We start from the raw sequence: 22186 nt of genomic DNA on the forward strand, positions 1-22186 counted from the left end.
CCCTGGCAGCGCTTGCATGCCGGACTTGTTCTTTGACTTTCTGACTTGGTCTGGCCGGTACAGCGGCCATGGCGCGATTCTAGGGGGTAGAAACTGTCAAAAGGCTGTCAATTTGTCAGGCAATGGGGTGGGGTTTACGTGGGGTCGGATGTATGGACATTTGCTTTTTTTAGATTTTCTGGTCTTTTTAGCGCCCTCTCATTCCCCGATCGGCAGCGTCAGGACCGCCCGAACCCCTTTGCCCTGCAGCGCAATCCCCAGCGCTACCGTTCCCCCGAAGCGCGCCGCCATTTCGCGGGAGATCGCCAGTCCCAGGCCGGAGCCCGGCTCCACGTTCCCAACCCGGCGGTAAAACCGCGCAAATACTTTTTCGCGTTCCTCGGCAGGAATGCCCGGCCCATCATCCTCCACCACCAGGCAGGCGGCGTCCCCGACGCGCGCGGCGGAAAGCGTGATACGGCTGCCGCGCGGCGAATACTGGATCGCGTTGTGGACAAGATTGGCAAAGGCCTCGCGCAACAGCGCGGCATCGGCCCGTACGGGCAGCGCCAGCCCCTGCGGGCGCTCCCAGCCAAAATCCTGCTGCTTGCCGCGCGCCAGCGGCAAGTAGTCCAGCGCCACCTGCTCGGCCACGGCCACGGCGTCGATCAGCTCCAGCGGCTCGGCTTCGCCAGGCGCGTCGCTGCCCGGGTGCTGCCGTACCCGCGCCAGCGCCAGCAGCTGGTTGGTCAGGCGCGCGGCCTGCTCCAGCTGCGTGACGATGCCGCCTACCGCCTCACCGGCGGCGTCCCGCGCCCGCGCGGGATCTGCGCTGGCGCAAAGCTGGCGCTGGGCGAATTCGGCTTGCGTCTTGAGGATGGCCAGCGGCGTGCGCAGCTGGTGCGCGGCGTCGGCGATGAATTGCGCCTGGGCCTGCGTCATGGCGGCCGAGCGCGACACGTGCAGGTTGACCGCATCGACCAGCGGGCGGACTTCCATGGGCACATGGTCGAAGGCCAGCGGCGTGAGGTCGTCGGCGGAGCGCGCCTGCACGTCGTCGCGCACGCGCGCCAGCGGGCGCAGCACATAGGTGATGCCGGCCACCAGGATGCCCGCGCTGATCAGGATCAGCAGCACGTCGCGCGCCAGCGCGCCGCGCCACACGGTGGCGATCAGCGCAAAGCGCGGCTCGGCGGTTTCTGCCACCTGCACGATCACGCGCATGTGGGCGTTGGGGCGATACACCGGGTGCGCCAGCACGGCGATGCGCACCGGGTCGCCGCGATAGTCGGCGTCGTAGAAGCGCGGCTGGTTGCTGGCGATCTCTGCCTTGGGCAGCGGCAGGTCGTCGTAGCCAGTGACGGTTTCGATCTTGCCATTGCGTTCCAGCGAGACGCGGTAGAAGACATGAGTCTGCGCCGCGGTCTCGAACATCTCCATGGCGGCGTCCGGCAGCGCGATCTGCACGCTTTCGCCGGCCATGCCGATGGCGTTGTCGATGGCGCGCACCGAGCCGTACAGCGAGCGGTCGTAGGCCGCGTTGGCGGCATCGCGCAGCGTGCCGTAGGTCAGCCACGTGTCGAGCGCCATCATGGCCGCCAGCGCGGGCACGAGCAGCAGCAGCAACTGGCGGCGCAGGCTGCCTTGCAGCCAGCGCCGCAACCAGTGCCGTGGCAGGCGGCGCAGCATCAGGGCTGTCCTTCCGGTTCCAGCAGGTAGCCGAAGCCACGCAGCGTGACGATGGTCACGCCGTGGCCCGAGAGCTTCTTGCGCAGCCGGTAGACCAGCACTTCGATGGCATCGGGGCTGACGTCGGCATCGAGCGAGAACACCTTGTCGAGCAGTTGTGCCTTGGTCAGCGGCTGGCCGCTCTTGGCCAGCAGCGCGCCCAGCAGGGTCGATTCGCGCGGGGTCAGCGCGAGCGGCGCACCTTCGAGCGTAAAGCTGCGCGTTTCGCCGTCGAACACCAGCGTGCCGCACTGCAGGCGCGGATGCGCGCGGCCGCGGCTACGCCGGATCAGCGCCAGGATGCGGGCTTCGAGCTCGGCAATGGCGAAGGGCTTGGGCAGGTAATCGTCGGCGCCGAGGTTGAGGCCGCGCACGCGTTCGTCGAGCGTGTCTTGCGCGGTCAGGATCAGTACCGGGGTGCGGTCGTCGCGCCCGCGCATGGATTTGAGCACGGCCAGCCCGTCCTTGCCGGGCAGGCGCAGGTCCAGCACCACCACGTCGTATTCCTCGGCCATCAGCCGCGCCTCGGCCTGCAGGCCGTCGGCCACATGCTCGATGACAAAGCCGCCCTGCTCCAGGGCACGCGCAACCCAGCGCGCCAGTTCAATCTCGTCTTCCACCAGCAATAAGCGCACGGCGGTCCTCCCCTGCCAGGTAAGCGTCCGTTTGAAATCATGCGATGGCTGCGCCGCCATGGCTGGCAAGGCCGCCGCCCCCGCGAGGACACGCCGCGGGCGCTTATAATACCTCCGCCCCGGGCTGCGCGCGGCGAGTGCGCCATGGCCCCTTTTTTGGCCACCGATGTCACCACCGATGGTTCCCGCCTTGCGCAAGCTGCCCCCCTCCCCGTCCCCCTTGCCCTTGCCCTTCACGCCTCCCGCCATGGTTGCCGAACTGCCAGAAAGCTGGCACCGGCGGCGCGTCCTGGCCGGCGCCGCTGCGGCCACGCTGGCGGGGCTGAGCCATGGCGTGCATGCCCAGGCCGTTGCGCCGGTGCCGGCGGGCTATCCGGCAAGCTACGCCGAGATCATCGCGCGGGGTGTGCAGGAAGGCTCGGTCAACGTGCATGCCTCCACCGACATGGAAATCGCGCGGCCGCTGCTGGCCGCGTTCGAGGCACGCTACCCCGGCATCAAGGTGCGCTATCAGGACCTCAACACGCTGGAGTTGAACGGCCGTTTCCTGGCCGATAGCGCCGCGCTGGGCGCGGGCCAGGTGGGCGGCCCCGACTACGCCGATGTGCTGTGGAGCACGGCAATGGACCTGCAGATCAAGCTCGTCAACGATGGCCATGCCCTGCGCTACCCCTCGCCCGAGCGGGCCGGCCTGCCGGCGTGGGCTGCCTGGCGCGATGAAGCCTGGGGCACCACCTTCGAGCCCGCCGTGATCGTCTACAACCGCCGCCATTTTGCCGGCATGCGCACGCCGCGCAGCCGCACCGGCCTGGCGCGCCTGCTGCAGGAAAACACGCCGCGCTGGCGCCAGCGGGTGGTGACCTACGATGTGGAAAAATCCGGGGTGGGCTACCTGCTGGCGCAGCAGGACGCGCGCATGGGTGATGAGTTCTGGTATCTGGCCCAGGCGCTGGGGCGCTGCGGCGTGCAGTTGTCGGCGTCCACCGCGAACATGATCGAGCGTATCGCCTCCGGCGAATTCGTGATGGGCTACAACTTGCTGGGTTCGTACGCGCTGTCGCTGATGGAGCGCGGGGCGGAGATCGATGTCATCGCGCCGCGCGACTACACGCTGGTGATGTCGCGCGTGGCCTTCATCGCGCGCCGCGCGCCGCATCCCAATGCGGCCCGGCTATGGCTGGATTTCCTGCTCTCGCGTGCGGGCCAGACGCTGCTGGGGCAGAGCGCCTCGCAGCTCTACACGATCCGCACCGACACCGACAGCGAGCACACCGCGGCGGCGCTGTCGGAGCGGCTGGGCTACGCGCTCAAGCCGATCAGCGTCGGCCCCGGCCTGCTGGCGGCGCAGGACACGCTGCGCAAGCGCAATTTCCTGGCACGCTGGCGCGAGGCCGTGCGGGGCTGAGTGGGGCTGAGCGGCTCTCGCGCCGCTGCGGCGATCAGCCGGGTAGCGCTTTGGCGGTGAGTGTCTGCGCAGCCTGCTTGGTCTCGGCCTCGGCCTTCTTCTTGGCCTCCTGGCACATCGAGGCAACTTCTTCCTCGAGCTTCGGCACGGGACGCGCCACATAACCCTGGCGCAGAGCCGGCGACAGCTTGAGGGTGTCGATGAAGGCGTCGGCCACCCGCTCGGCATTGCTCTCGAGATCGAATTCCTCGGGGGCGAACAGCCAGTGCGACAGCATGCCGCCAATCGAGGCGTGGAACACATTGACGGCAAGGTCCAGGTCGAGGTCGGCCGGCAACTGCCCGCGGTCCACCGCCATGCGCAGGTGCTCGCGCATCTTCACCGTGCCCTCTTGGTGCGACTGGCGCTGCCGCTCGAAGATGGCGCCGTTGTCCGCCACCATCTCGCACTTGTGGAAAACGATCTCGAACACGCGCCGCCACTGCGGGTTTTCCACGGTCTGGCGCATCACAAAGGCGCAGATGTCGCGAATGCTGCCAAGCGGGTCTTCCTGGCTCGCGATGCGTCCCGGCTCGCACAGTGCCTCGAGCGGCAGGTGGACGCGGTCGGACATCGCGGCGAAGACATCGCTCTTGTTCTTGAAATGCCAGTAGATGGCGCCGCGCGTCACGCCGGCCGCCTCCGCAATATCGGCTAGCGAAGGGCGGGCAACGCCGCGGGCGTGAAATACCGCCTCGGCCGCGTCGAGAATGCGATGGCGTGTTTCAAGCGCCTCTTCCTTGGTGCGTCTGACCATGATGTTCTCTGGTGCCGGCCACGAGGGACCGGTCTGGTTCTGTCTCCCTGAGTGCTGGCGGTGAAGCCCGCCTTGCACTGTGCGCGCCGCGCCGGCGCGTTAGGACGTGGATATATAGGGCGGCTATCGCCGCGTTGCAACAAGTTCTTACATACATGCTTGAATGTATATATAATACGCGTTCGCCTGACTTTCGGCCAGCCCATCGGCGTGATGGGCTGGCAGACGGCGGCGCGCACCGCTCCACGGTTCACGCTGCCATGTCGGCATGTCGTTACTAATTTGCAACCTTTCGTCGCATGTGCCACGTCAGCGTTGCAAATTGTGGCTAGCATTACTCTTTTTGCCCGCCTCTGTGCCATCTGCCAGCGGTGGGCCGCGCCGTATCCGGATACGACACCGGGAGCGCATGCGGCCGATCTCAAATTGCCATCATGGGGTTATCGATGAGGAAGTCCCAACGTATCACTTGCGTTGCCGCTGCCGTGTTGTCGGCGCTTGCGCTATCCGCCTGCGGCGAAAAGAAGCCGCAGGGCGGCGCCATGCCGCCGCCGGAAGTGGGTGTCGTCACCGTCACGCCTACGACCGTTTCTGTTATCAATGAACTGCCGGGCCGCCTCGAAGGCGTGCGCACCGCCGAAGTGCGGGCACGGGTTGCCGGCATCGTGCTGTCCCGTAACTACACGGAAGGCGGCGAGGTCAAGGCAGGCCAGTTGCTGTTCAAGATCGACCCTGCGCCCTACCAGGCACAGCTCGAGTCGGCCAAGGCCAGCCTTGCCCGTGCCGAAGCCAACGCCGTGGCGGCCCGCCAGAAGGCCGAGCGCTACAAGCCGCTGGTCGCCGTCAACGCGGTGAGCAAGCAGGAATACGACGAAGCCGTGGCGGCCGCGGGCCAGGCCACCGCCGACATTGCCTCGGCCAAGGCTGCCGTTTCCACCGCCCAGATCAACCTCGGCTACACCGCCGTCACCGCGCCCATCAGCGGCCGCGTGGGCCGCGCGCTGGTGACCGAAGGCGCGCTGGTCGGCAGCGGCGAAGCCACCAAGCTGACCATGGTCGAGCAGGTCGACCCGATCTGGGTGACCTTCACCCAGCCCGCGAGCGAAGTGATGAAGCTGCGCCGCGCCATCGAGAGCGGCAAGGTCAAGGGCGTCGACGGTGGCGCCCGCGTCCATCTGTTCATCGAGGACGGCCGCGAGTACGAGCAAACCGGCAAGCTGCTGTTCTCGGACATGACGGTTGACCCGACCACCGGCGCCATCACGCTGCGCGCGCAGTTCCCCAACGCCAAGCGCGAGCTGCTGTCGGGCACCTTCGTGCGCGTCAAGATCGAGCAGGGCGTGGACGAAAACGCGCTGACCGTGCCGCAACGCGCGCTGATCCGCAATGCGCAAGGCGCGTCGGTGATGGTGGTGGGCGGCGACGGCAACGTCGCGGCGGTGCCGGTCAAGGCGCCCCAGGCCATCGGCGAGAGCTGGATCGTCACCGAGGGCCTGAAGGGTGGCGAGAAGGTGATCGTCGAGGGCTTGCAGAAGGTCAAGGTCGGCGCGCCCGCCAAGGCCGTGCCGTTTGTCTCGAAGACCGCCGCCGCCTCGGCTCCCGCCACGCAGCCGGCCGCCAGCGGAGCCTCGGCTCCTGCCGCGGTGACCGCTGACAAGGCCGACGCCAAGCAGGGCTAATCACAGCGCAATTCGAAGGGAGCCAGTGTTATGGCCAAGTTTTTTATTGACCGGCCGGTGTTCGCGTGGGTGCTTGCGCTGATCATCGTGCTGGGGGGCTTGCTGTCGGTGGTGCAACTGCCGATCGCCCAGTACCCCAACATCGCCCCGCCGACGATCTCGGTCACGGCGACCTATCCGGGCGCATCCGCCAAGACGCTTGAAGACTCGGTCACCACGGTGATCGAGCAAGAGCTCAACGGCATTCCCGGGCTGCTTTACTACAACTCCACCAGCGAAGCCACCGGCCTGTCGACGATCACGATCGCCTTCCAGCCGGGCTCCAACATCGACCTGAACTCGGTCGAGGTGCAGAACCGCCTCAAGCGCGTGGAAGCGCGCCTGCCGGCGGAAGTGCGCCAGCAGGGCGTGCGCGTGGACAAGGCCGGGAACAACTACATGATGTTCCTGACGGTCGCGTCCAAGTCCGGGCAGGCCGACGCCATCCAGCTGGGCAACTACATCTCGTCCAGCGTGATCGATTCGATCCGCCGCGTGCCGGGCGTGGGCCAGGCCGACCTGTTCGGCACCGAGTACGCCATGCGCATCTGGGTGGACCCGGCCAAGTTGACCGGTTTCAACCTGACGCCGCAGGACGTCACCGCCGCCATCTCGGAGCAGAACGTCCAGGTCGCCGTGGGTGAGCTGGGCGGCACGCCGTCGCCCAAGGGCACCGAGCTCAACGCCACCGTCACCACCGAGAGCCGCCTCACCACGCCGGAGCAGTTCGCCAATATCCTGCTGCGCACGAACCCGGACGGCTCCTCGGTGCGCATCAAGGACATCGGCCGCGTCGAACTCGGCGGTGCCGACTACTCCACGCTGGCCCGTACCAACGGCAAGGCCTCGGCGGCCATCGCCATCAAGCTGGCCCCGAGCGGCAACGCCCTGGCCACCGCCACCGCGGTGCGCGCCAAGATGGAAGAGCTCTCCAAGTTCTTCCCGGCCGATTACCAGTACTCCGTGCCTTACGACACCTCGGCCTTCGTCAAGATCTCGATCGAGGAAGTGATCAAGACCCTGGTCGAAGCCGTGGTGCTGGTGTTCCTGGTGATGTACCTGTTCCTGCAGAACATCCGCGCGACCATCATCCCGACGGTGGTGGTGCCGGTGGCCCTGCTGGGCACCACGGGCATGCTGCTGGCCTTCGGCTTCTCCATCAACGTGCTGACGATGTTCGGCATGGTGCTGGCGATCGGTATCCTGGTGGACGATGCGATCGTGGTGGTGGAAAACGTCGAGCGGATCATGAGCGAGGAAGGACTCTCGCCACGCGACGCCACGCGCAAGGCCATGGGCCAGATCACCGGCGCCATCGTCGGCATCACGCTGGTGCTGACCGCGGTGTTCATCCCGATGGCGTTCTTCTCGGGTTCGGTGGGTAACATCTACCGCCAGTTCTCGCTGTCGCTGATCGCGTCGATCGCGTTCTCGGCGCTGCTGGCCTTGACGCTCACGCCGGCGCTGTGCGCCACGTTGCTCAAGCCGGTCGAGGCTGGCCACCACCACGAGAAGAAGGGTTTCTTCGGCTGGTTCAACCGCACCTTCGCACGCGCCGCCACCGGCTACCAGAGCATGGTGGGCCGCATCCTGGCGCGCGCCGGGCGCTACCTGATCATCTACGCGCTCATCGTCGTGGGTATGGTGGTGCTGTTCAAGCGCCTGCCCTCCTCCTTCCTCCCCGAGGAAGACCAGGGCTACATGATCACGGTGGTGCAGCTGCCCAACGGCGCCACGCAGGAACGTACCATCGGCGTGCTCAAGCAGATCGAGGACTACTACCTGCAGAAGGAATCCAAGGTAGTGGACCAGATGATCACCGTGGCGGGCTTCTCCTTCTTCGGCCGCGGCCAGAACGGCGGTATCGCGTTCGTGCGCCTGAAGGACTGGAAGGACCGCACCGGCAAGGACGAGACCGCGCAGGCACTGGTTGGCCGGGCGTTTGGTGCGCTGTCCTTCATCAAGGACGCCATCATCTTCCCGCTTAACCCGCCGGCGATCTCCGAGCTGGGCAACTCCTCGGGCTTCGACTTCCGCCTGCAGGACCGCACCGGCCAGGGTCACGCCAAGCTGATGGAAGCGCGCAACATGATGCTCGGCATGGCCGCGAAGAATCCCGCGCTGGTGGGCGTTCGCCCCGAAGGCCAGGAAGACGCGCCGCAGCTGCAGATCGACATCGACCGCGAGAAGGCACGCGCGCTGGGTGTGTCGGTGGCCAATATCAACGCGACGCTGGCCATCGCGTTCGGCTCTTCCTACGTCAACGACTTCATCTACGAAGGCCGTGTGCGCAAGGTGATCGCCCAGGCCGAAGGCAACGACCGCAAGCTGCCCGATGACCTGACCAAGCTGCGCGTGAAGAACAGCAACGGCGACATGGTTGCGTTCGCCGCCTTTGCCACTTCCAAGTGGATCATGGGCTCGCCGCGACTGGAGCGTTACAACGGCTTGCCGGCGGTGAAGATCGCTGGCCAGGCCGCTCCGGGGCGCAGTACCGGCGAAGCCATGAAGATCATGGAAGACAACTTCGCCAAGCTGCCGCCGGGCTTCGGCTTCGAGTGGTCGGGACAGTCTTATGAAGAGCGCCTGGCCGGTTCGCAAGAGCCGATGCTGTACACGCTGTCGCTGATCATCGTGTTCCTGTGCCTGGCCGCGCTCTATGAGAGCTGGTCGATCCCGGTCGCAGTGCTGCTGGTGGTGCCGCTCGGCGTGCTCGGCGCGCTGCTCGGTGTGACCCTGCGCGGCATGCCCAACGACGTGTACTTCAAGGTGGGCCTGATCGCGACGATTGGCTTGTCGGCGAAGAACGCCATCCTGATCGTGGAATTCGCCAAGGATCTGCAGGCCCAGGGCCGCAGCGTCATCGACGCTACGCTCGAAGCCGTGCACCTGCGGTTCCGCCCGATCCTGATGACCTCGATGGCCTTTATCCTGGGCGTGCTGCCGCTGGCGATCGCCAGCGGCGCGGGCTCGGGCGGCCAGCGCGCCATCGGTACCAGCGTGATCGGCGGCATGATCACCGCCACGGTGCTGGCGATTTTCCTGGTGCCGGTGTTCTTCGTGGTGATCCGTAGCCGCTTCAAGGGCAGCAAGCGCGAGCAGATGCTGAACGAGCAAGGGCTCGAACCCAAGGAAGGAATCTGACATGACAAAGACACTGACCACGCTGTTGCTGGTGGCGGGCGTCCTCTCGGGTTGCACACTGGCACCCGTTTATGAACGCCCTGCCCCGCCGGTGGCCACCAGCTTCCCGGCCGCGCCGGAAGGCTACGCGGCCGCCGAAGTGAAGACCGGCGAAACCCGCCGGGCGAGCGAGATCGGCTGGCGCGAGTTTTTCCGCGACCCGCGCCTGCAAGTGCTGATTGCCACCTCGCTGGAGAACAACCGCGACCTGCGCACCGCTGCGCTGCGCATCGAGGAAGCGCGCGCGCTGTACCAGGTGCAGCGCGCCGACCTGCTGCCCACGGTGAACGCCACCGGCGGTTTCAACCGTTCGCGCACCCCCGCCTTGCAGTCGGCCACCGGCAAGCCGTTTGTCTCCGAGTACTTCCAGGCGGGCGCCGGCGTGACTTCGTTCGAGCTGGACTTCTTCGGCCGCGTGCGCAGTCTGTCCAACGCGGCGCTGTCGCAGTACTTCGCCACCGAGGAAGCACGCCGTTCCGCGCAGATCTCGCTGGTCTCCGAAGTCGCCCAGGCCTACCTGTCCGAGCGCTCTTTCGCCGAGCAATACGAGCTCGCGCAGAACACGCTGAAGACGCGCGAGTACACGCTGAGCCTGGCCAAGCAACGCTTCGATGCGGGCGCCACGTCGGCGCTGGACCTGCGCGACAACGAATCGCTGGTGGCGCAGGCCCGCGTTTCCGCCGCGCAGCTGGCACGCCAGCGCGCGCAGGCGCAGAACGCGCTTGAGGTGCTGGTGGGCAAGCCGCTTGGCACCATCGAGAACCTGCCTGCACCGATGCGCCTGTCGGACGAGCGGATCATCAGCGACATCCCGGCAGGGCTGCCGTCGGACCTGCTCGAGCAGCGTCCCGACATCCGCCAGGCCGAGCAGTTGCTGCTCTCCGCCAACGCCAATATCGGCGCGGCGCGCGCGGCGTTCTTCCCGCGCATTACGCTCACCGCCAATGCCGGCGCGATCAGCCCGACCTTCTCGAGCCTGTTCGATTCCGGCACCGGCGCGTGGTCGTTCGCACCGCAGCTGGTGCTGCCGATCTTCGACTACGGCCGGAACCTGTCCAACCTGGACCTGACCAACGTGCGCAAGAATATCCAGATCGCCAACTACGAGAAGACCATCCAGACGGCCTTCGCGGAAGTGGCGGATGCACTGGTGGCGCGCGGCACGCTGGAAGAGCAGGTGACCAGCCAGGAGCAGGTGCGCAACGCCGAGGCAGCGCGCTACGAGTTGTCGACGATGCGCTTCAGGAATGGCGTGGCCAGCCAGCTGGACCAGCTCGACTCGCAGCGTCAGCTGTTCGCTGCCGACCAGGCCCTGATCCAGGCGCGGCAACTGCGCCTGAACAATGCCATCGACCTGTACCGGTCGCTTGGCGGCGGCCTGAGCGAGACCGGACCGGTGGCCTCGGTGGACGTCAAGCCGGCCGTGACCACGCAGTAAGGCAGAAGGGTTCGTCCTGCCATCCGGTGCATTCAGCCCGGATGGCCTCGAAGCGAAGCGCCAACAGCGCTTCGCTTTTTTTATTCCCGGCTTCGGGCCATGGCGCCGGTGGGAAGTTCTCCGAATCGCAATGCACTGCGTTAGGATGTCGGTGCGCGCCGCGCAAATTCTCTCTCCCACCACCCACGCAAATCCCCAAGGAAGCCTGCCATGGAAGTCCGCCCGCTTGGTGCCGATGATGTCGAGCTGGTCTGCCGCCATCGCGAATCCATGTTCCGCGAGGCCGGGCGCGGCGAGGAGGTCCTGCAGGCCATGACGCAGCAGTTCCGGCCATGGCTTGTGCCGCGCCTGCGCGATGGCAGCTACTTCGGCTTCGTGCTGATGGACCAGGGCCAGCCGGTGGGCGGCATTGGCCTGATGGCGATCGACTGGCCGCCGCATCCGGCCCATCCCCTGCAGGACAAGCGTGGCTACGTGCTGAACGTGTATGTGGAGGCTACGCATCGCAAGCAGGGGCTGGGGCGCCGCCTCATGCAGCTGGCGGAGGACGAATTCACCAGGCGCGACCTCCAGTACGCGATCCTGCACGCCACCGAGATGGGCCGGTCGCTGTATGTCGCGCTGGGCTGGCACGCCACGAGCGAGATGGCGAAAGCCATGCGCGCGTAGCGCGCTAGCCGTCCCAGCGCAACGCCAGGGTATCGTCCGCCACACGGGTCGCGTGCGTGCCCTGCTTGCCGCTTTCCCGGTCCAGCGTGGCGCAGAGCCACGACACGCCTTGCTCCGGTGCGCGGCGCAGGCTGAAATGGCGGATCTGCATCGGCACGGCGGACAGCTGGCGCAATGCGCCGGTTGCGCCGTCGACGAGCGGGAAGTACATCAAGGCCAGGTCGGGCCGGTATCGCTCGTATCCGCCGATGCCTTCGTAGTCGTTGAGGAAGTCACCGCAGCCATAGAGAATCAGGCGGTCGCGATACACCTCGGCACCCCTGATGTGATGGGACGAGTGCCCGTACACGATATCGGCGCCGCCCGCATCGATCAGCCGGTGCGCGAAGGCCTGCTCCTGGCGCGAAATGTCGAAGCCCCAGTTGCCGCCCCAATGCAGCGACACCACCACGATATCGCCCGCGCCCTTCGCTGCTGCCGTAAGGCGGGCAACCCCATCGGCGGCGCGCACCGAAATGTCGGGCAGGAAATGGATGCCGGCGCGCCCGGGGGCCGCGGCCCAGTCCGCCGGCACGCCGCTTGCCGCGGTGGCATAGGCAAAGACGAGCACCCTTCCCCCTTGCGCGAGCGCGATCGCGGCAGGCGCGCTGGCCTGCGCCTCGTCGCGTCCGGCGCCCGCGGTCCGCATGCCTGCCCCGTGCAAGGTTGCCAGGGTTTCGTCGAGCCCGGCGCACCCCCAGTCCAGCACGTGGTTGTTCGCCAGCACGCAGCAATCGAGCTGCGCGCTGCGCAGGCACGCCACATTGGCGGGGTGCATCCGGTAGTGGATGCCCTTGCCCGGCTGTGCGTCCTCGCTCGCGGTGACGGCCGTTTCCAGGTTGACGATGCGCACATCCGGCCGGAAGCGATCCAGCTGCGCGAGCGCGTCGCCCCACGGATAGGCAGGATCAACCGGCCGCTGTATTGCGCCTGTGGCACGCTCGGCCAGCTCGACATAGTCGACTGCCGAGCGTAGCCAGCCCTCGAACAGGTGCGGCTTGCCCGGATGCGGCAGGATCTGGTCGATGCCGCGGCCGGTCATCACATCGCCGCACAGGAACAGACGCACGCTGTCGCGGGCTGCCCGAGTCACGTCATCCATCGCGCATTTCCCTCTTCCCTCTTCCCCCTCTTCCCGGCTGGCGCGGCCGCCCGCTTGCCGGATCGTCGTCCCCATTTTGCGCCGTCGAGCGCCCCATGTGCAGCCCGGCCAAGCAAAAGGTGGCATGCCTGTGGCGTTGCAGTGACTAGAATGAAGCAGGCCGGCGCAGGCGGCCGGGTCCCCGCGCCCAGACGATTTCCAGGAGACAACGATGACCGTCACCAACGCCCGGTCGGGCACCAACGTCCACGAAATCGCGGACGGGATCTATCGGATCAATACCCCGGTCCACATCGACGGTGGGCCGGGCGGCTTCTCCTTCAACCAGTACCTGATCGTCGACGACGAGCCGCTGTTGTTCCATACGGGGCTGCGCAAGATGTTCCCGCTGGTGCATGAAGCCGTGGCCAGCGTGATCGCACCGGGCCGGCTGCGTCATATTGCCTTTTCGCACGTGGAAGCCGACGAGTGCGGCTCGCTCAATGAATGGCTGGCGGCGGCGCCCCACGCATCGCCGCTGTGCGGCACCGTCGCCGCCATGGTGTCCGTCAACGACCTGGCCGACCGGCCCGCGCAGGGCCTGGCGGACGGGCAAGCCGTGCCGCTTGGCCACCATACCGTGCGCTGGTTCGATACGCCACACTTGCCGCATGCCTGGGAGTGCGGGCTCATGATGGAGGAGCGCACCGGCACGCTGCTCTGCGGCGACTTGTTCAGCCAGGGCGGTGCCGAGCTCCCGCCTCTGACCGAGGCCGACATCCTCGGGCCGAGCGAAGCGTTCCGGCGCGGCATGGATTACTTCTCCCACACGCCGAACGCCGGCGCCATGCTGGAGCGCATGGCGCTGCTGCAGCCAACCACCCTGGCCTGCATGCATGGCAGCGCCTGGCGCGGCGACGGCGCCGGCCTGCTGCGCGCGCTCGCCCAGGCCCTGGCTCACTAAGCACGGCCGGCGCGCGGCAGTGGATCAGGTCTGCGGCGTGTCCTTGAACACGGCAAGGCGTTCGGCGGCCGCGCTGAATGCCGCCAGCGCAGGATACGCTGACGCCTCGACGCATGCCGGCAGCATCAGCTGCGTGAAGCCCCACGCCACGGCGGCGGTCACGTCGGCCTGCATGAGCAAGCGCTCATCCGCGGGAAGCGCGGCCCCCGCCAGTTCGGTTTCCAGCGCCGCGTAGGCGGCATGCAACTGCCCCTGCACGCGCTCGATCCATGGCTCGTGCTGCTTTTCCGCCGGGCGCAGGTTGCGCTCATAGACGATCTGCACCGTCTTCTCGCACGCCGCCAGCGCCAGGCCGATCACGCGCAAGGCGTGCTGGCGCTGCTTGTGCTGCGCGGGCATCAGGCTGCGCGTGGCCAGCGTCTCGGCATAGTCGAGGATCAGGCCGGACTCCATCAGTACCACGCCGTTGTCGCAAACCAGGGTGGGCGCTTTCACCACGGGATTGATCGCGCGAAACTGCTCGAACGTGCTGAATACCGAGACGGCTCGATGCTCGAACGGCAGGTCCAGCAGCCGCAGTGAGATGGCCACGCGGCGCACATAGGGTGAGTCGAGCATGCCGATGAGTTGCATATTGCCTCCGGAAGGATATCGGGCTGCGCATTGAGCCGCACTGAGTTCCAGCATAATCGCAGCAGCCGTCGCCACGAATGGCAAGGCATCGGAAATCGGCACCGCGCACCGATGATTCATCGGTGGCGCGCAACAGGTGCCATAGGAGAATGGGATGGAGCTGGACAAGAAAGACCGACTGATCCTGGAGGCGCTGCAGGCCGATGCCCGCCAGAGCCTGGCAGCGCTGGGCAAGCGCATTGGCTTGTCGCAGCCCGCCATGAGCGAGCGTGTGCGCAAGCTGGAGGACGCGGGCGTGATCGAAGGCTACGGCGCGCGGGTGAACCTGCGCGCGCTGGGCGTCGGCCTGCAGGCGATCATCCATATCGAGACCACGCACGCCTATATCCAGAAGTATGTGAAGCTGTTCGAGAGCATGCCCGAAGTGCTGAGCGCCGATCGCGTGACCGGTGCGCATTGCTTTATCGTGCGTTGCGCCATCGCCGATCCGGCCGACCTGGAGCACGTGGTCGACACGCTCGCGGCCCACGGCTCGGTGACCACATCGCTGGTGCTCTCAAGCCCTGTGCGCAAGACCGTGACGGTACCGGCCGTGAGAGTTCGAACGGCTTGATCTAGCGCTGGTTTGCTCCCCTCTCCCACAAGTGGGAGAGGGAGTGACAGCCCTCGTCATCGCAAGCGGCTTTGCCCACTTCAGAACTTATACGTCGCCGCCACAAACATGATCAGCGGGTTCGGGCTGATGGTGGCCTTGGAGGTGGACAACACCGTGCCGTCGGACGCCTTGATGATCATCGACGACGTCGTCTTGAGCGGAATGTAGGTGACCGATGCGGTCAGGCCCCACTGGTCCGTGATCGCAAAGGAGCCGCCGATGTTGAACACCGGCGCGAACGAGTTCGACGCCTTGGCCTCGACGGAGGTCGGCCCCGGCTTGCCGGCGCCGGCGGCCAGCGTGGCGCCCAGGTTGTTGTTGACCGAGGCGGCGAACGCCGGGTTGAGCTCGATGTTGGTGAAGAAGTTGTACGACACACCGATGCCCAGGAAAGGACGCACGCGCGCGGTAGGCTCGAAGAAGTGGTATTGCACCATCGACGCCGGGCTCCACTGGCGTGCGCTGGTGATGATCGGGTTCAGGCCCGGGTCGCCCAGCGGCTGCTGCCCCAGCGCGCCCGCCGGGCCCGGCGGGATCAGGTTGCCGTGGCCGTAGAGCTTGAACTTGGGCGGAATGCCGCCCACCGCCGTGAGCGCGATGTGGTCCGTGAAGAAGTGGCTGAAGGTCAGCCCCAGCGTGTCCGCGTTGGATGTGCTGATGCTGCTGCCCGGCGCCGTGAATGACGACGGCAAGCCCAGCGGGCCATTGATGGGCGCATCGATCACGCTGGTGGTGAACGGGCTGCTGTTGCCGCTCGTGTTGATGTGGAACCAGCCGGCAGCGACGACGTTGTCACCGGCTTTCTGTGCATGGGCGCTGGGCATGCCGCCCAGCCAGGCGAGCGCGGCGATCAGCAAGGGCGCTGCCAAACGAAAGGCATTCTTCGTCATCTTGTCTTCCCGGAATAAGTTGGATTGCATGGCCGTCATTGCACGAAGGCGCCGATGGTGAAGTACGGGCTGCCGCTGCGCGACTCGAGGAAACCGAACACGCCGCCGGTGAAGATGAACTTGCCGGTGGGGCTGCCCGCCGCGCCATCCTTGCGCGTGGTGGTGACCACGCCGGGCAACTGCTGGGAGAAGTCCAGCTTGAGCGCCGTGGCGAGCGAGGCGTCCGACGGGTGGAACGGGTCGAGCATGGCCGCGTCCGCTGCCACCAGCGCGGTGGTGCGGTAGTCGAAGTTGCTGTCCACGCCGACGTACTCGCCGTTGACCGTGCCCTGCGTCACGGCGATGGCTGGCGCCATCATGCCGATGCCGATCTCGTCGTCGGCGCCCAGCGGCATGCCGTTGGTGAGCGATCCGTTGGCGTAGCCCACGCGGATCATCACCGGGACCAACTGGCCGCGTAGCTTGCCCACGATCAGGTAGGCGCGGCCCAGCGTCGCGCCGAGCGTGGGCGGATCGATCTCACCCTTGTAGTTGGCCGACATCAGGCTGCCGTTGGCTTGGGGCACGAAGTTCTTGCCCTTTTGCGAGCAGGTGCCGCCCGTCTTGTTGTCGCACACCTGGAACGAGCCGTCGGCCGCCAGCGCCATGCGGTAGTCCTGCGCCACCGTCTGGAAGTTCTTCGACGGCACCTCGTGAAAGCCGTAGCCGTTGTACTGGCCGGCGATCTTGGTGAGGTCGGTTTCGGTCTGCGCGAAGCCGATGAACTGGAAATACGGGAAGGTGGTATCCGGCACCGCGCCTGCACCCAGGACACCATTGAACTGGATGCGCGCACCCGGAATGGTGCCGCCCGCCACGCCTTCGCCAACGAACAGCCGCGCGGGGCGATTCGGGTCCAGGCTTGCGCCGTTGAGCTGGAACGCGCACTGGTTGAGCTTGTCGGTGGGCAGGCCTGTTTCCTGCGACAGCGTGCCCGTCATCACGTTCTGGCCGCCGGTGGTGTCGCTGCGGGTCGGCATGACCGTGCCCGTGGTGCGCGGCACCGAGGAGTCGAGGAAGGTCACTTGCCAGGTCTTCCTGGTGGTGTCGATCTGCACCTTGACCAGTTCGCCCGAGCCGGTGCCGCCGGTGAAGGTGGTGGTGTAGTCGAGTGCCGCGGGACACAGGCGCACTGGTGTGGCCGGGGCGGAGCTGGTGCTCGCGGCGGCGCTGCCACCGCCGCTGCCGCCATCGCCGCCGCCGCCGCAGGCGGCCAGCATCGTGGCACCCAGCAGCGCCACGCCGTAGCGCAGGATCCGCTGCCCATGATGTTTTCTCCACGGCGTACGCTGCCGATGCTGTCCGTGCTGCAAAGGATGCTGATGCATGATGCTTGTCTCCTGAAGCGCTGTGTCGCGCGTGGTGCCGCTTTGTTTTGTCTTGCGTGCCGCTATGCTTGGCAACGCATCGTCCTTTTCCGTGCTGCGACTCTCGCTGCCGGGGCAAGCGAGCGTCAATAGAGTGCGCGTTCCAAACATGGCGCGCCGTGCCCTTGCCACCGCTGCGCAAGCGCTCGCGCCGTTTGTTCAAACTGCTGCACGCGTGCCCGCGCAAGCAGATTCAAACGCGCGCGGCGCTGCATGGCGGACACGGTGATGCAGCATCAGAACTTGTAGTCGCTGTTTTTCGCATCGAAGGCGCTCGCGTCGAAGGTCTTGCGCACCGCCTTCTCGAAGACAATCTTCTCGACCATGTTGCCCTCGGCATCCCAGGCGGTTTCCACACGCGGCCAGGGGTTCTTCAGGTCCAGCATCAGCTGCACCCGCTTGGCGTAATAGCGTGGCGCACCGGCCGGCAGGTCCCAGGTGAGCGCGACCATGCGCATGCCCTGCTCCTGCACAATGTCCGCGCGCGTGAACTTCTCCGTGAGCCCGGCCGCGCGCAGCGACCTGGCATCGCGCTCCAGCATCGACACCACGTACTGGAAGCCCAGGTCCCGCACCGTGTGGTTGGACTGCGCGCGCGCGATGGTGCCGTCGAGCGCGATCCACATCGAGGTGAAGCCCAGCATGCCGCCGAGGTGGCCGTACATCTCATCCTTGCGCTGCGTCTCGTCGTAGAGGATTTCCTGGCCGGCCTGGCTGCCGCCCGGCAGCCACTTCGCATAGAGCTGGCGCGGCGCGTGGCGGTAGCGGATCATCATGCGCGCGGGCTGGTCTTGCCACTGGCCGTTGAGGCGCTCCTGGCGCGTCATCCAGTACTCGTACTCGGGGTAGCGGTTCATCTCGGCCTTGGCCCACAGCAGCGCGGCCTCGGGCTGCAATGCGTTGATGGCCGCAAGCAGTTGCTCGTCGGGCAGCTTCGCCAGTTCGCCGCTGGCGATCTGCTTCGAGAGCAGCGCGGCCTGTTGCTGGGCGCCGAGCCCGTCGAAGGCGGTGCCCGAACCGGCGCTCGCCTGCGGCTGCGTCTGTGCGGGTGCGGGCAAGGCCATCGCGAGTGCGAATGCGACGGTGGCCGCAAGATTGCGCAATAAGGGCAATGACCTTCTCGATGCGGATACGGTTGCGCTCGGCGCGTGGGAATACAAGGCTTTCACGATGCGGATCTCCTGTTGTGGTGTCGGCCCGCGCGGAAAACGCGGGCGACAGCGGTCCACCGCGTGCGCGGGACGCACGCGTGGTGTCGTTGAGAACGGAATGCCCGAGTGCGGATCGCTGCGGAAATGCCGGGCTAAGGACGGCCGGATGCCTGGCTCAAGCGGGGCACTTGCAACTCGGGTTCCTGGAGGCGGCCAGGCCTGCGCCGGCGGTTGGCCGGCGCCAGCGCGCCGCTAGGTTCTGGAGCGGGTACGCATCCAGTCGTCGAGCGGATTGCTCGGGAAGACGAAGGGGTGCTCGCGCGCGCCGCGCACCGCCATGCTGGTGACGGCAGCGCGTGTCGCGCCCTCGTTGCGTGCCGCGCGGCGTGTCTTGCGCGCGGCAACGGATAGGGTGTCGGCGCGTTGCGCCTGTTCTGCCACCAGGGCAGTCAGCGCGGCATGCCCGGCATGCTCTTCAGCTTGCTGGGTCTCGCCGATCTGGAACACGTCCTGCAGCGCGCACAGCTGCTGGCTGGCGGGCACGGGTGCCTTGAGTGCAGCCACCACCATCGCGCTCAACTGCGCGAGCACGTGCGCGTCGCTCAGGTCCTTGCCTTGCGTAAAGGCCGGCAGCAGGTTGCCAAGCTCCTCGCCGGCCAGCACACCGGCCAGCGCCTTGAGCGCGAAGTTCAGGCGCCAGCCCAGTTCTTGTGGCGGGATCTCGGGCAGCGCGCGGGCGAAGGCATCGGAGAAGCGGCCGAACACCGGCGCGTAATGGCCAAGCAGATAAGACTGGATAAATGGCGAGGTATCGGAATACACGCGCCCCAGCAGCCGCAGGAACGACGGGCCGCCCACGTCGGGCTCGCGCGCCATTTGCAGCGCGGGCACGAAGAGCGCACCCATCACGTGTTCGCAGCGTATCTGCGCCCCCGGCCAGCGTGCCTCGCAGGCATCGAGCAGCGCCAGGCGGCGCGTGTTGAGCGGGTCGAGCCGGCGGCCCAGGACCGCCTGCATCATGATCTCTTTACTGCGGAAATGGTAATTGACGGCGGCCAGGTTGACGATCGCGCGCGATGTCACTTGCCTTAGCGAGGTGCCTTCGTAACCAACCTCGATGAACAAACGCTCGGTGGCGTCGAGAATGCGGGCCTTGGTGTCTCCTGCCGTGCCTCTTCCGGTCTTCATAGGGGGCGTCTCTCTCATGGTCATGCCGCACAACCCCAGCAAAATTCCACGCACTGCAACAGCTCCTTGCTCTGACGGCAAACGGATGCTTGAAACAGTTGTACGGAGCCTAGCGAGCGCTGCGGGCGTTTCACAAGTGTAATTTTGGAGCGATGCCTCTAATCCGATTTGATTGTGCCCGCATGCCGCGCGCGCCATGCGGGATTTTACTTCCCTGCTTAAGGGGGGCGTGTCCTTGCGAGCCAACGCCCGTAGCCGCGCGGATTGGCGGGCCGCGCTCATCCGGCCAGCCGCGCCGCCAGCGCCTGGGCGTTCTGCGCGCTGAGTGCAAAAACAGACAGTTGCGGGTTCGCTCCTATGCTGGTCGGAAACACGGAACCGTCCAGCACCGACAGGTTGGCCAGCTGGTGATGGCGGCCATGGCTGTCGACCACCCCGCCCTGCGGCTGGTCGCTCATGGCGCAGCCGCCCATCAGGTGCGCGGTAAACAGCGCCGCGCGGAACTTGGCCAGCGGCAGCGTGGCAATGCCCTGGCGGGCCTGCGCCCAGCTGTCATAGTACGGCGCGTCCAGGTGGGCCGGGCGCACGCGCAGCGCCCCGGCCGCGAACTGGGCCTCGGCCATGCTCAGCCAGGCGCGTCGCATGCCGTCCCAGACGTAGTCGCTCAGGTCGTAGTCCAGCACCGGGCTGCCGTCGTCGGCAATGCGCACGCGCCCGCCTTCGCTCTGCGCCACAAAGCCATCGCGCAGCAGCGCCAGCATCGCGTTGGTATGCGGCAGCGCGGCCATGTCGGTGCGCAGCGCCTCGCCCACCTGGTTGAACACGCCCGCGCTGATGCCGGGGAACAAGGGCGGCACTTCCAGCTTGTAGCCCATCGGGCCGGTGGCGCCATCCTTCCACTGGAAGTGATCGGAGGCGATCGATTGCGGCGCGCCGTAGTATGGGTCGACCTGTTCGGGCATCACCGCCACGCTCAGGTTGACCGGATGGATGAAGGTGCGCGCGCCGACCCGCTGATACGGGTCCGGCACGCGCGAGCGCAGCAACAGCGCCGGCGTGTTGATGGCGCCGCCGGCCGCCACGTAGTGCCGCGCGCGTACCGTTACCGCAATGCCGGTGGGCGTGCGGCCATCGGCACCCAGCGCTTCACCGGCAAGCGTGGTGACCGTCTTGCCGTCATGCTCCAGCGCGCGCACCCGCACGCGGTGGACCAGCGTGGCGCCCTTGGCGAGCGCGGCGGGAATGGTCGATACCAGCATCGATTGCTTGGCGTTGACCGGGCAGCCCAGCCCGCAATAGCCGGAGTTCCAGCAGCCTTTCACATTGCGCGGGATCACGTGCGACTCCCAGCCCAGCTTGTCGCAGCCGCGCTTGAGCACATCGTTGTTGTTGTTCGGCGGCATGCCCCACGGCGCCACCGACAGCCGTGCCTCCATGCGCTCGAACCACGGTGCCATGTCCGCGGCGCTGTGGCCGCTCACCGCATGGTGCGCGGCCCAGTGCGCCAGCGTTTCCTTTGGCGTGCGAAAGCTCGACGACCAGTTCACCGTCGTGCTGCCGCCCACCGAGCGCCCTTGCAGGATGGCGATGGCGCCATCGGACGTGGCGCGCGCCGCGCCCTCCTGGTACAGCTCGCGATAGGCACGGCCCTCGTCCATGTCCTTGAAGCTGTCGGAGGTGCGCAGCGCGCCCTCCTCCACCAGCACCACGCGCAGACCGGCCTCGCTGAGGATCTCGGCGGCCACGCCGCCGCCGGCGCCGCTGCCGACAATCACCACGTCGGCGTCGAGCGAAAGCGGCGCGGTGAGCGCGGCGCCGTCCACCACGTTCCAGCCGGCGGCGATGCCGGCGCTATAGATATCGGGAATGGCCATGAGGTACTCGTGTATTGGATTTCAGGCGTGCAGCGCACGAAAGACCGCAGGATTGGGGCCGGGATATCCGCTGCCCGCCCACGCTGCCGGCAGCAGGTAGTAGCCCACGCTGCTGAGCTTGACCAGCACCACGGCGCCGGCATTCAAGGTGGCGAAGCGGCTGGCGCGCCAGCGCGCAAGAAAGTGGCGTGCCTGCTGTATGTCGGTCTGCTTCCAGTCCTGGCTCACACCGGCGAGTGCCCAGCGCAACGGCCCGATGGCGAGCAGGTCGAGCAGCTTGCGCAGTTCCGCGCGTGCGTTGGCATCCATGGCGGCGCATGTGGCGTCGACATTGCGCACGGCCTGGCCGAGCTGCAGTTCGCGCGGGCCGCGCTCGCGCTCGGCGAGCTCCGCCACCACGGCGGGCAGCAAGGCGGTGAACAACGCCACGTCGCCGTCGCGCAGGAACTGCATGCCGGTGGCGGGTTGCTTGTGCGCGGGCGGGTAGCCGGACAATGCCGGGACCAGGCCGGCGCACGCGAGTGCGGCGGACAAGCCAAAGCCAATCTTGAGAAAGCCGCGCCGCGACAGCGCGCGCGCGGGCGGCTCGGTGGCTGGGGTGTGCATGGTGTGTCTCCTGTTTTGCGCTTATCCGTCTGTTTGCGGGTCTTTTGCGGGTGCATTGCGGGTGCATTGCGGGTCCATTGCGGGTCCATGGCGCGGGCCATGCGATGCGCGTTGCCGATACCCCGCATTGACGCTCGCCGCAGTTTGG

Annotated in this window: 18 protein-coding genes; 7 read left to right on the forward strand and 11 right to left on the reverse strand. The window is 67.0% G+C overall.

Going from position 1 to position 22186, the window contains the following annotated elements; all coding sequences use genetic code 11:
• Nucleotides 1–198: 198 nt before the first annotated feature.
• Together AC07XB_RS06345 and AC07XB_RS06350 are read right to left on the reverse strand one after the other, a co-directional pair.
• Entirely contained in the window at nt 199–1668 is a 1470-nt protein-coding gene (locus AC07XB_RS06345; protein WP_492376765.1) for a sensor histidine kinase, read from the reverse strand.
• Nucleotides 1668–2342, reverse strand: a complete 675-nt coding sequence (locus AC07XB_RS06350) for a response regulator (RefSeq protein WP_043352486.1) — start codon at nt 2340–2342, stop codon at nt 1668–1670. Before AC07XB_RS06350 ends, AC07XB_RS06345 begins: the two co-directional genes overlap by 1 nt.
• A 247-nt stretch (nt 2343–2589) precedes the next feature.
• Between AC07XB_RS06350 and AC07XB_RS06355 the strand changes: the two genes are divergently transcribed.
• Nucleotides 2590–3747, forward strand: a complete 1158-nt coding sequence (locus AC07XB_RS06355) for an ABC transporter substrate-binding protein (protein WP_492373260.1) — start codon at nt 2590–2592, stop codon at nt 3745–3747.
• A gap of 34 nt (nt 3748–3781) precedes the next feature.
• Here AC07XB_RS06355 and AC07XB_RS06360 read toward each other — a convergent pair whose 3' ends face one another.
• Entirely contained in the window at nt 3782–4543 is a 762-nt protein-coding gene (locus tag AC07XB_RS06360; RefSeq protein ID WP_492373256.1) for a TetR family transcriptional regulator, read from the reverse strand.
• A gap of 446 nt (nt 4544–4989) precedes the next feature.
• Between AC07XB_RS06360 and AC07XB_RS06365 the strand changes: the two genes are divergently transcribed.
• From AC07XB_RS06365 to AC07XB_RS06380, 4 genes are all read left to right on the forward strand, one after another.
• Entirely contained in the window at nt 4990–6222 is a 1233-nt protein-coding gene (locus AC07XB_RS06365) for an efflux RND transporter periplasmic adaptor subunit (protein WP_492373255.1), read from the forward strand.
• A gap of 30 nt (nt 6223–6252) precedes the next feature.
• On the forward strand, nt 6253–9405 hold the full coding sequence (locus tag AC07XB_RS06370; protein WP_492373254.1) for an efflux RND transporter permease subunit: 3153 nt from the start codon (nt 6253–6255) through the stop codon (nt 9403–9405).
• A gap of 1 nt (nt 9406) precedes the next feature.
• Nucleotides 9407–10882, forward strand: coding sequence for an efflux transporter outer membrane subunit (locus AC07XB_RS06375; RefSeq protein ID WP_416050037.1), 1476 nt, complete (start codon nt 9407–9409; stop codon nt 10880–10882).
• A gap of 210 nt (nt 10883–11092) precedes the next feature.
• Nucleotides 11093–11551 (forward strand): GNAT family N-acetyltransferase, encoded by a 459-nt coding sequence (locus AC07XB_RS06380; RefSeq protein ID WP_492827580.1) that lies wholly within the window; start codon nt 11093–11095, stop codon nt 11549–11551.
• 4 nt (nt 11552–11555) lie between these two features.
• Here AC07XB_RS06380 and AC07XB_RS06385 read toward each other — a convergent pair whose 3' ends face one another.
• A complete protein-coding gene (locus AC07XB_RS06385) occupies nt 11556–12692 on the reverse strand; it encodes a CapA family protein (protein WP_492827578.1) in 1137 nt (378 codons plus the stop codon).
• A gap of 211 nt (nt 12693–12903) precedes the next feature.
• Here AC07XB_RS06385 and AC07XB_RS06390 point away from each other — a divergent pair, with 211 nt between their 5' ends.
• The gene (locus tag AC07XB_RS06390; protein WP_492827576.1) at nt 12904–13635 is read left to right on the forward strand and encodes an oxygen-binding di-iron domain-containing protein; all 732 of its coding nucleotides are present in this window, start codon (nt 12904–12906) and stop codon (nt 13633–13635) included.
• Between the two features lie 24 nt (nt 13636–13659).
• Here AC07XB_RS06390 and AC07XB_RS06395 read toward each other — a convergent pair whose 3' ends face one another.
• Entirely contained in the window at nt 13660–14268 is a 609-nt protein-coding gene (locus AC07XB_RS06395) for a glutathione S-transferase family protein (protein ID WP_492827574.1), read from the reverse strand.
• 154 nt (nt 14269–14422) lie between these two features.
• Here AC07XB_RS06395 and AC07XB_RS06400 point away from each other — a divergent pair, with 154 nt between their 5' ends.
• Nucleotides 14423–14881, forward strand: a complete 459-nt coding sequence (locus AC07XB_RS06400) for an Lrp/AsnC family transcriptional regulator (RefSeq protein ID WP_492373249.1) — start codon at nt 14423–14425, stop codon at nt 14879–14881.
• 80 nt (nt 14882–14961) lie between these two features.
• Here the strand turns inward: AC07XB_RS06400 and AC07XB_RS06405 are convergent, their stop codons facing one another.
• The 6 genes from AC07XB_RS06405 to AC07XB_RS06430 form a co-directional block, all read right to left on the reverse strand.
• Complete coding sequence (locus AC07XB_RS06405) at nt 14962–15813, reverse strand: OmpW/AlkL family protein (RefSeq protein WP_492373259.1); 852 nt, start codon at nt 15811–15813, stop codon at nt 14962–14964.
• 35 nt (nt 15814–15848) lie between these two features.
• Nucleotides 15849–17072 carry a DUF2957 domain-containing protein gene (locus AC07XB_RS06410; RefSeq protein ID WP_492373258.1) on the reverse strand — a complete coding sequence of 408 codons (1224 nt, stop codon included), beginning with the start codon at nt 17070–17072 and terminating at the stop codon, nt 15849–15851.
• A 383-nt stretch (nt 17073–17455) separates the two neighbouring features.
• Nucleotides 17456–18283: a DUF1571 domain-containing protein gene (locus AC07XB_RS06415; protein ID WP_492809225.1), complete on the reverse strand. Its 828-nt coding sequence runs from the start codon at nt 18281–18283 to the stop codon at nt 17456–17458.
• A 339-nt stretch (nt 18284–18622) separates the two neighbouring features.
• Nucleotides 18623–19558 carry a TetR/AcrR family transcriptional regulator gene (locus AC07XB_RS06420; RefSeq protein ID WP_492827572.1) on the reverse strand — a complete coding sequence of 312 codons (936 nt, stop codon included), beginning with the start codon at nt 19556–19558 and terminating at the stop codon, nt 18623–18625.
• 278 nt (nt 19559–19836) lie between these two features.
• The gene (locus tag AC07XB_RS06425; protein WP_492827570.1) at nt 19837–21432 is read right to left on the reverse strand and encodes a GMC family oxidoreductase; all 1596 of its coding nucleotides are present in this window, start codon (nt 21430–21432) and stop codon (nt 19837–19839) included.
• A 21-nt stretch (nt 21433–21453) separates the two neighbouring features.
• Nucleotides 21454–22038 carry a hypothetical protein gene (locus tag AC07XB_RS06430; RefSeq protein WP_492827568.1) on the reverse strand — a complete coding sequence of 195 codons (585 nt, stop codon included), beginning with the start codon at nt 22036–22038 and terminating at the stop codon, nt 21454–21456.
• Nucleotides 22039–22186 lie beyond the last annotated feature (148 nt).

The sequence above is a fragment of the Cupriavidus sp. GW821-FHT02F09 genome (assembly GCF_059421605.1).

Bases quoted from the DNA above. Each gene is read 5' to 3' on its own strand.
- AC07XB_RS06345 (WP_492376765.1), bottom strand. From the start codon at position 1,668: ATGCTGCGCCGCCTGCCACGGCACTGGTTGCGGCGCTGGCTGCAAGGC.
- AC07XB_RS06355 (WP_492373260.1), top strand. From the start codon at position 2,590: ATGGTTGCCGAACTGCCAGAAAGCTGGCACCGGCGGCGCGTCCTGGCC.
- AC07XB_RS06360 (WP_492373256.1), bottom strand. From the start codon at position 4,543: ATGGTCAGACGCACCAAGGAAGAGGCGCTTGAAACACGCCATCGCATT.
- AC07XB_RS06365 (WP_492373255.1), top strand. From the start codon at position 4,990: ATGAGGAAGTCCCAACGTATCACTTGCGTTGCCGCTGCCGTGTTGTCG.
- AC07XB_RS06370 (WP_492373254.1), top strand. From the start codon at position 6,253: ATGGCCAAGTTTTTTATTGACCGGCCGGTGTTCGCGTGGGTGCTTGCG.
- AC07XB_RS06375 (WP_416050037.1), top strand. From the start codon at position 9,407: ATGACAAAGACACTGACCACGCTGTTGCTGGTGGCGGGCGTCCTCTCG.
- AC07XB_RS06380 (WP_492827580.1), top strand. From the start codon at position 11,093: ATGGAAGTCCGCCCGCTTGGTGCCGATGATGTCGAGCTGGTCTGCCGC.
- AC07XB_RS06385 (WP_492827578.1), bottom strand. From the start codon at position 12,692: ATGGATGACGTGACTCGGGCAGCCCGCGACAGCGTGCGTCTGTTCCTG.
- AC07XB_RS06390 (WP_492827576.1), top strand. From the start codon at position 12,904: ATGACCGTCACCAACGCCCGGTCGGGCACCAACGTCCACGAAATCGCG.
- AC07XB_RS06395 (WP_492827574.1), bottom strand. From the start codon at position 14,268: ATGCAACTCATCGGCATGCTCGACTCACCCTATGTGCGCCGCGTGGCC.
- AC07XB_RS06400 (WP_492373249.1), top strand. From the start codon at position 14,423: ATGGAGCTGGACAAGAAAGACCGACTGATCCTGGAGGCGCTGCAGGCC.
- AC07XB_RS06405 (WP_492373259.1), bottom strand. From the start codon at position 15,813: ATGACGAAGAATGCCTTTCGTTTGGCAGCGCCCTTGCTGATCGCCGCG.
- AC07XB_RS06410 (WP_492373258.1), bottom strand. From the start codon at position 17,072: ATGCTGGCCGCCTGCGGCGGCGGCGGCGATGGCGGCAGCGGCGGTGGC.
- AC07XB_RS06415 (WP_492809225.1), bottom strand. From the start codon at position 18,283: ATGGCCTTGCCCGCACCCGCACAGACGCAGCCGCAGGCGAGCGCCGGT.
- AC07XB_RS06420 (WP_492827572.1), bottom strand. From the start codon at position 19,558: ATGAAGACCGGAAGAGGCACGGCAGGAGACACCAAGGCCCGCATTCTC.
- AC07XB_RS06425 (WP_492827570.1), bottom strand. From the start codon at position 21,432: ATGGCCATTCCCGATATCTATAGCGCCGGCATCGCCGCCGGCTGGAAC.
- AC07XB_RS06430 (WP_492827568.1), bottom strand. From the start codon at position 22,038: ATGCACACCCCAGCCACCGAGCCGCCCGCGCGCGCGCTGTCGCGGCGC.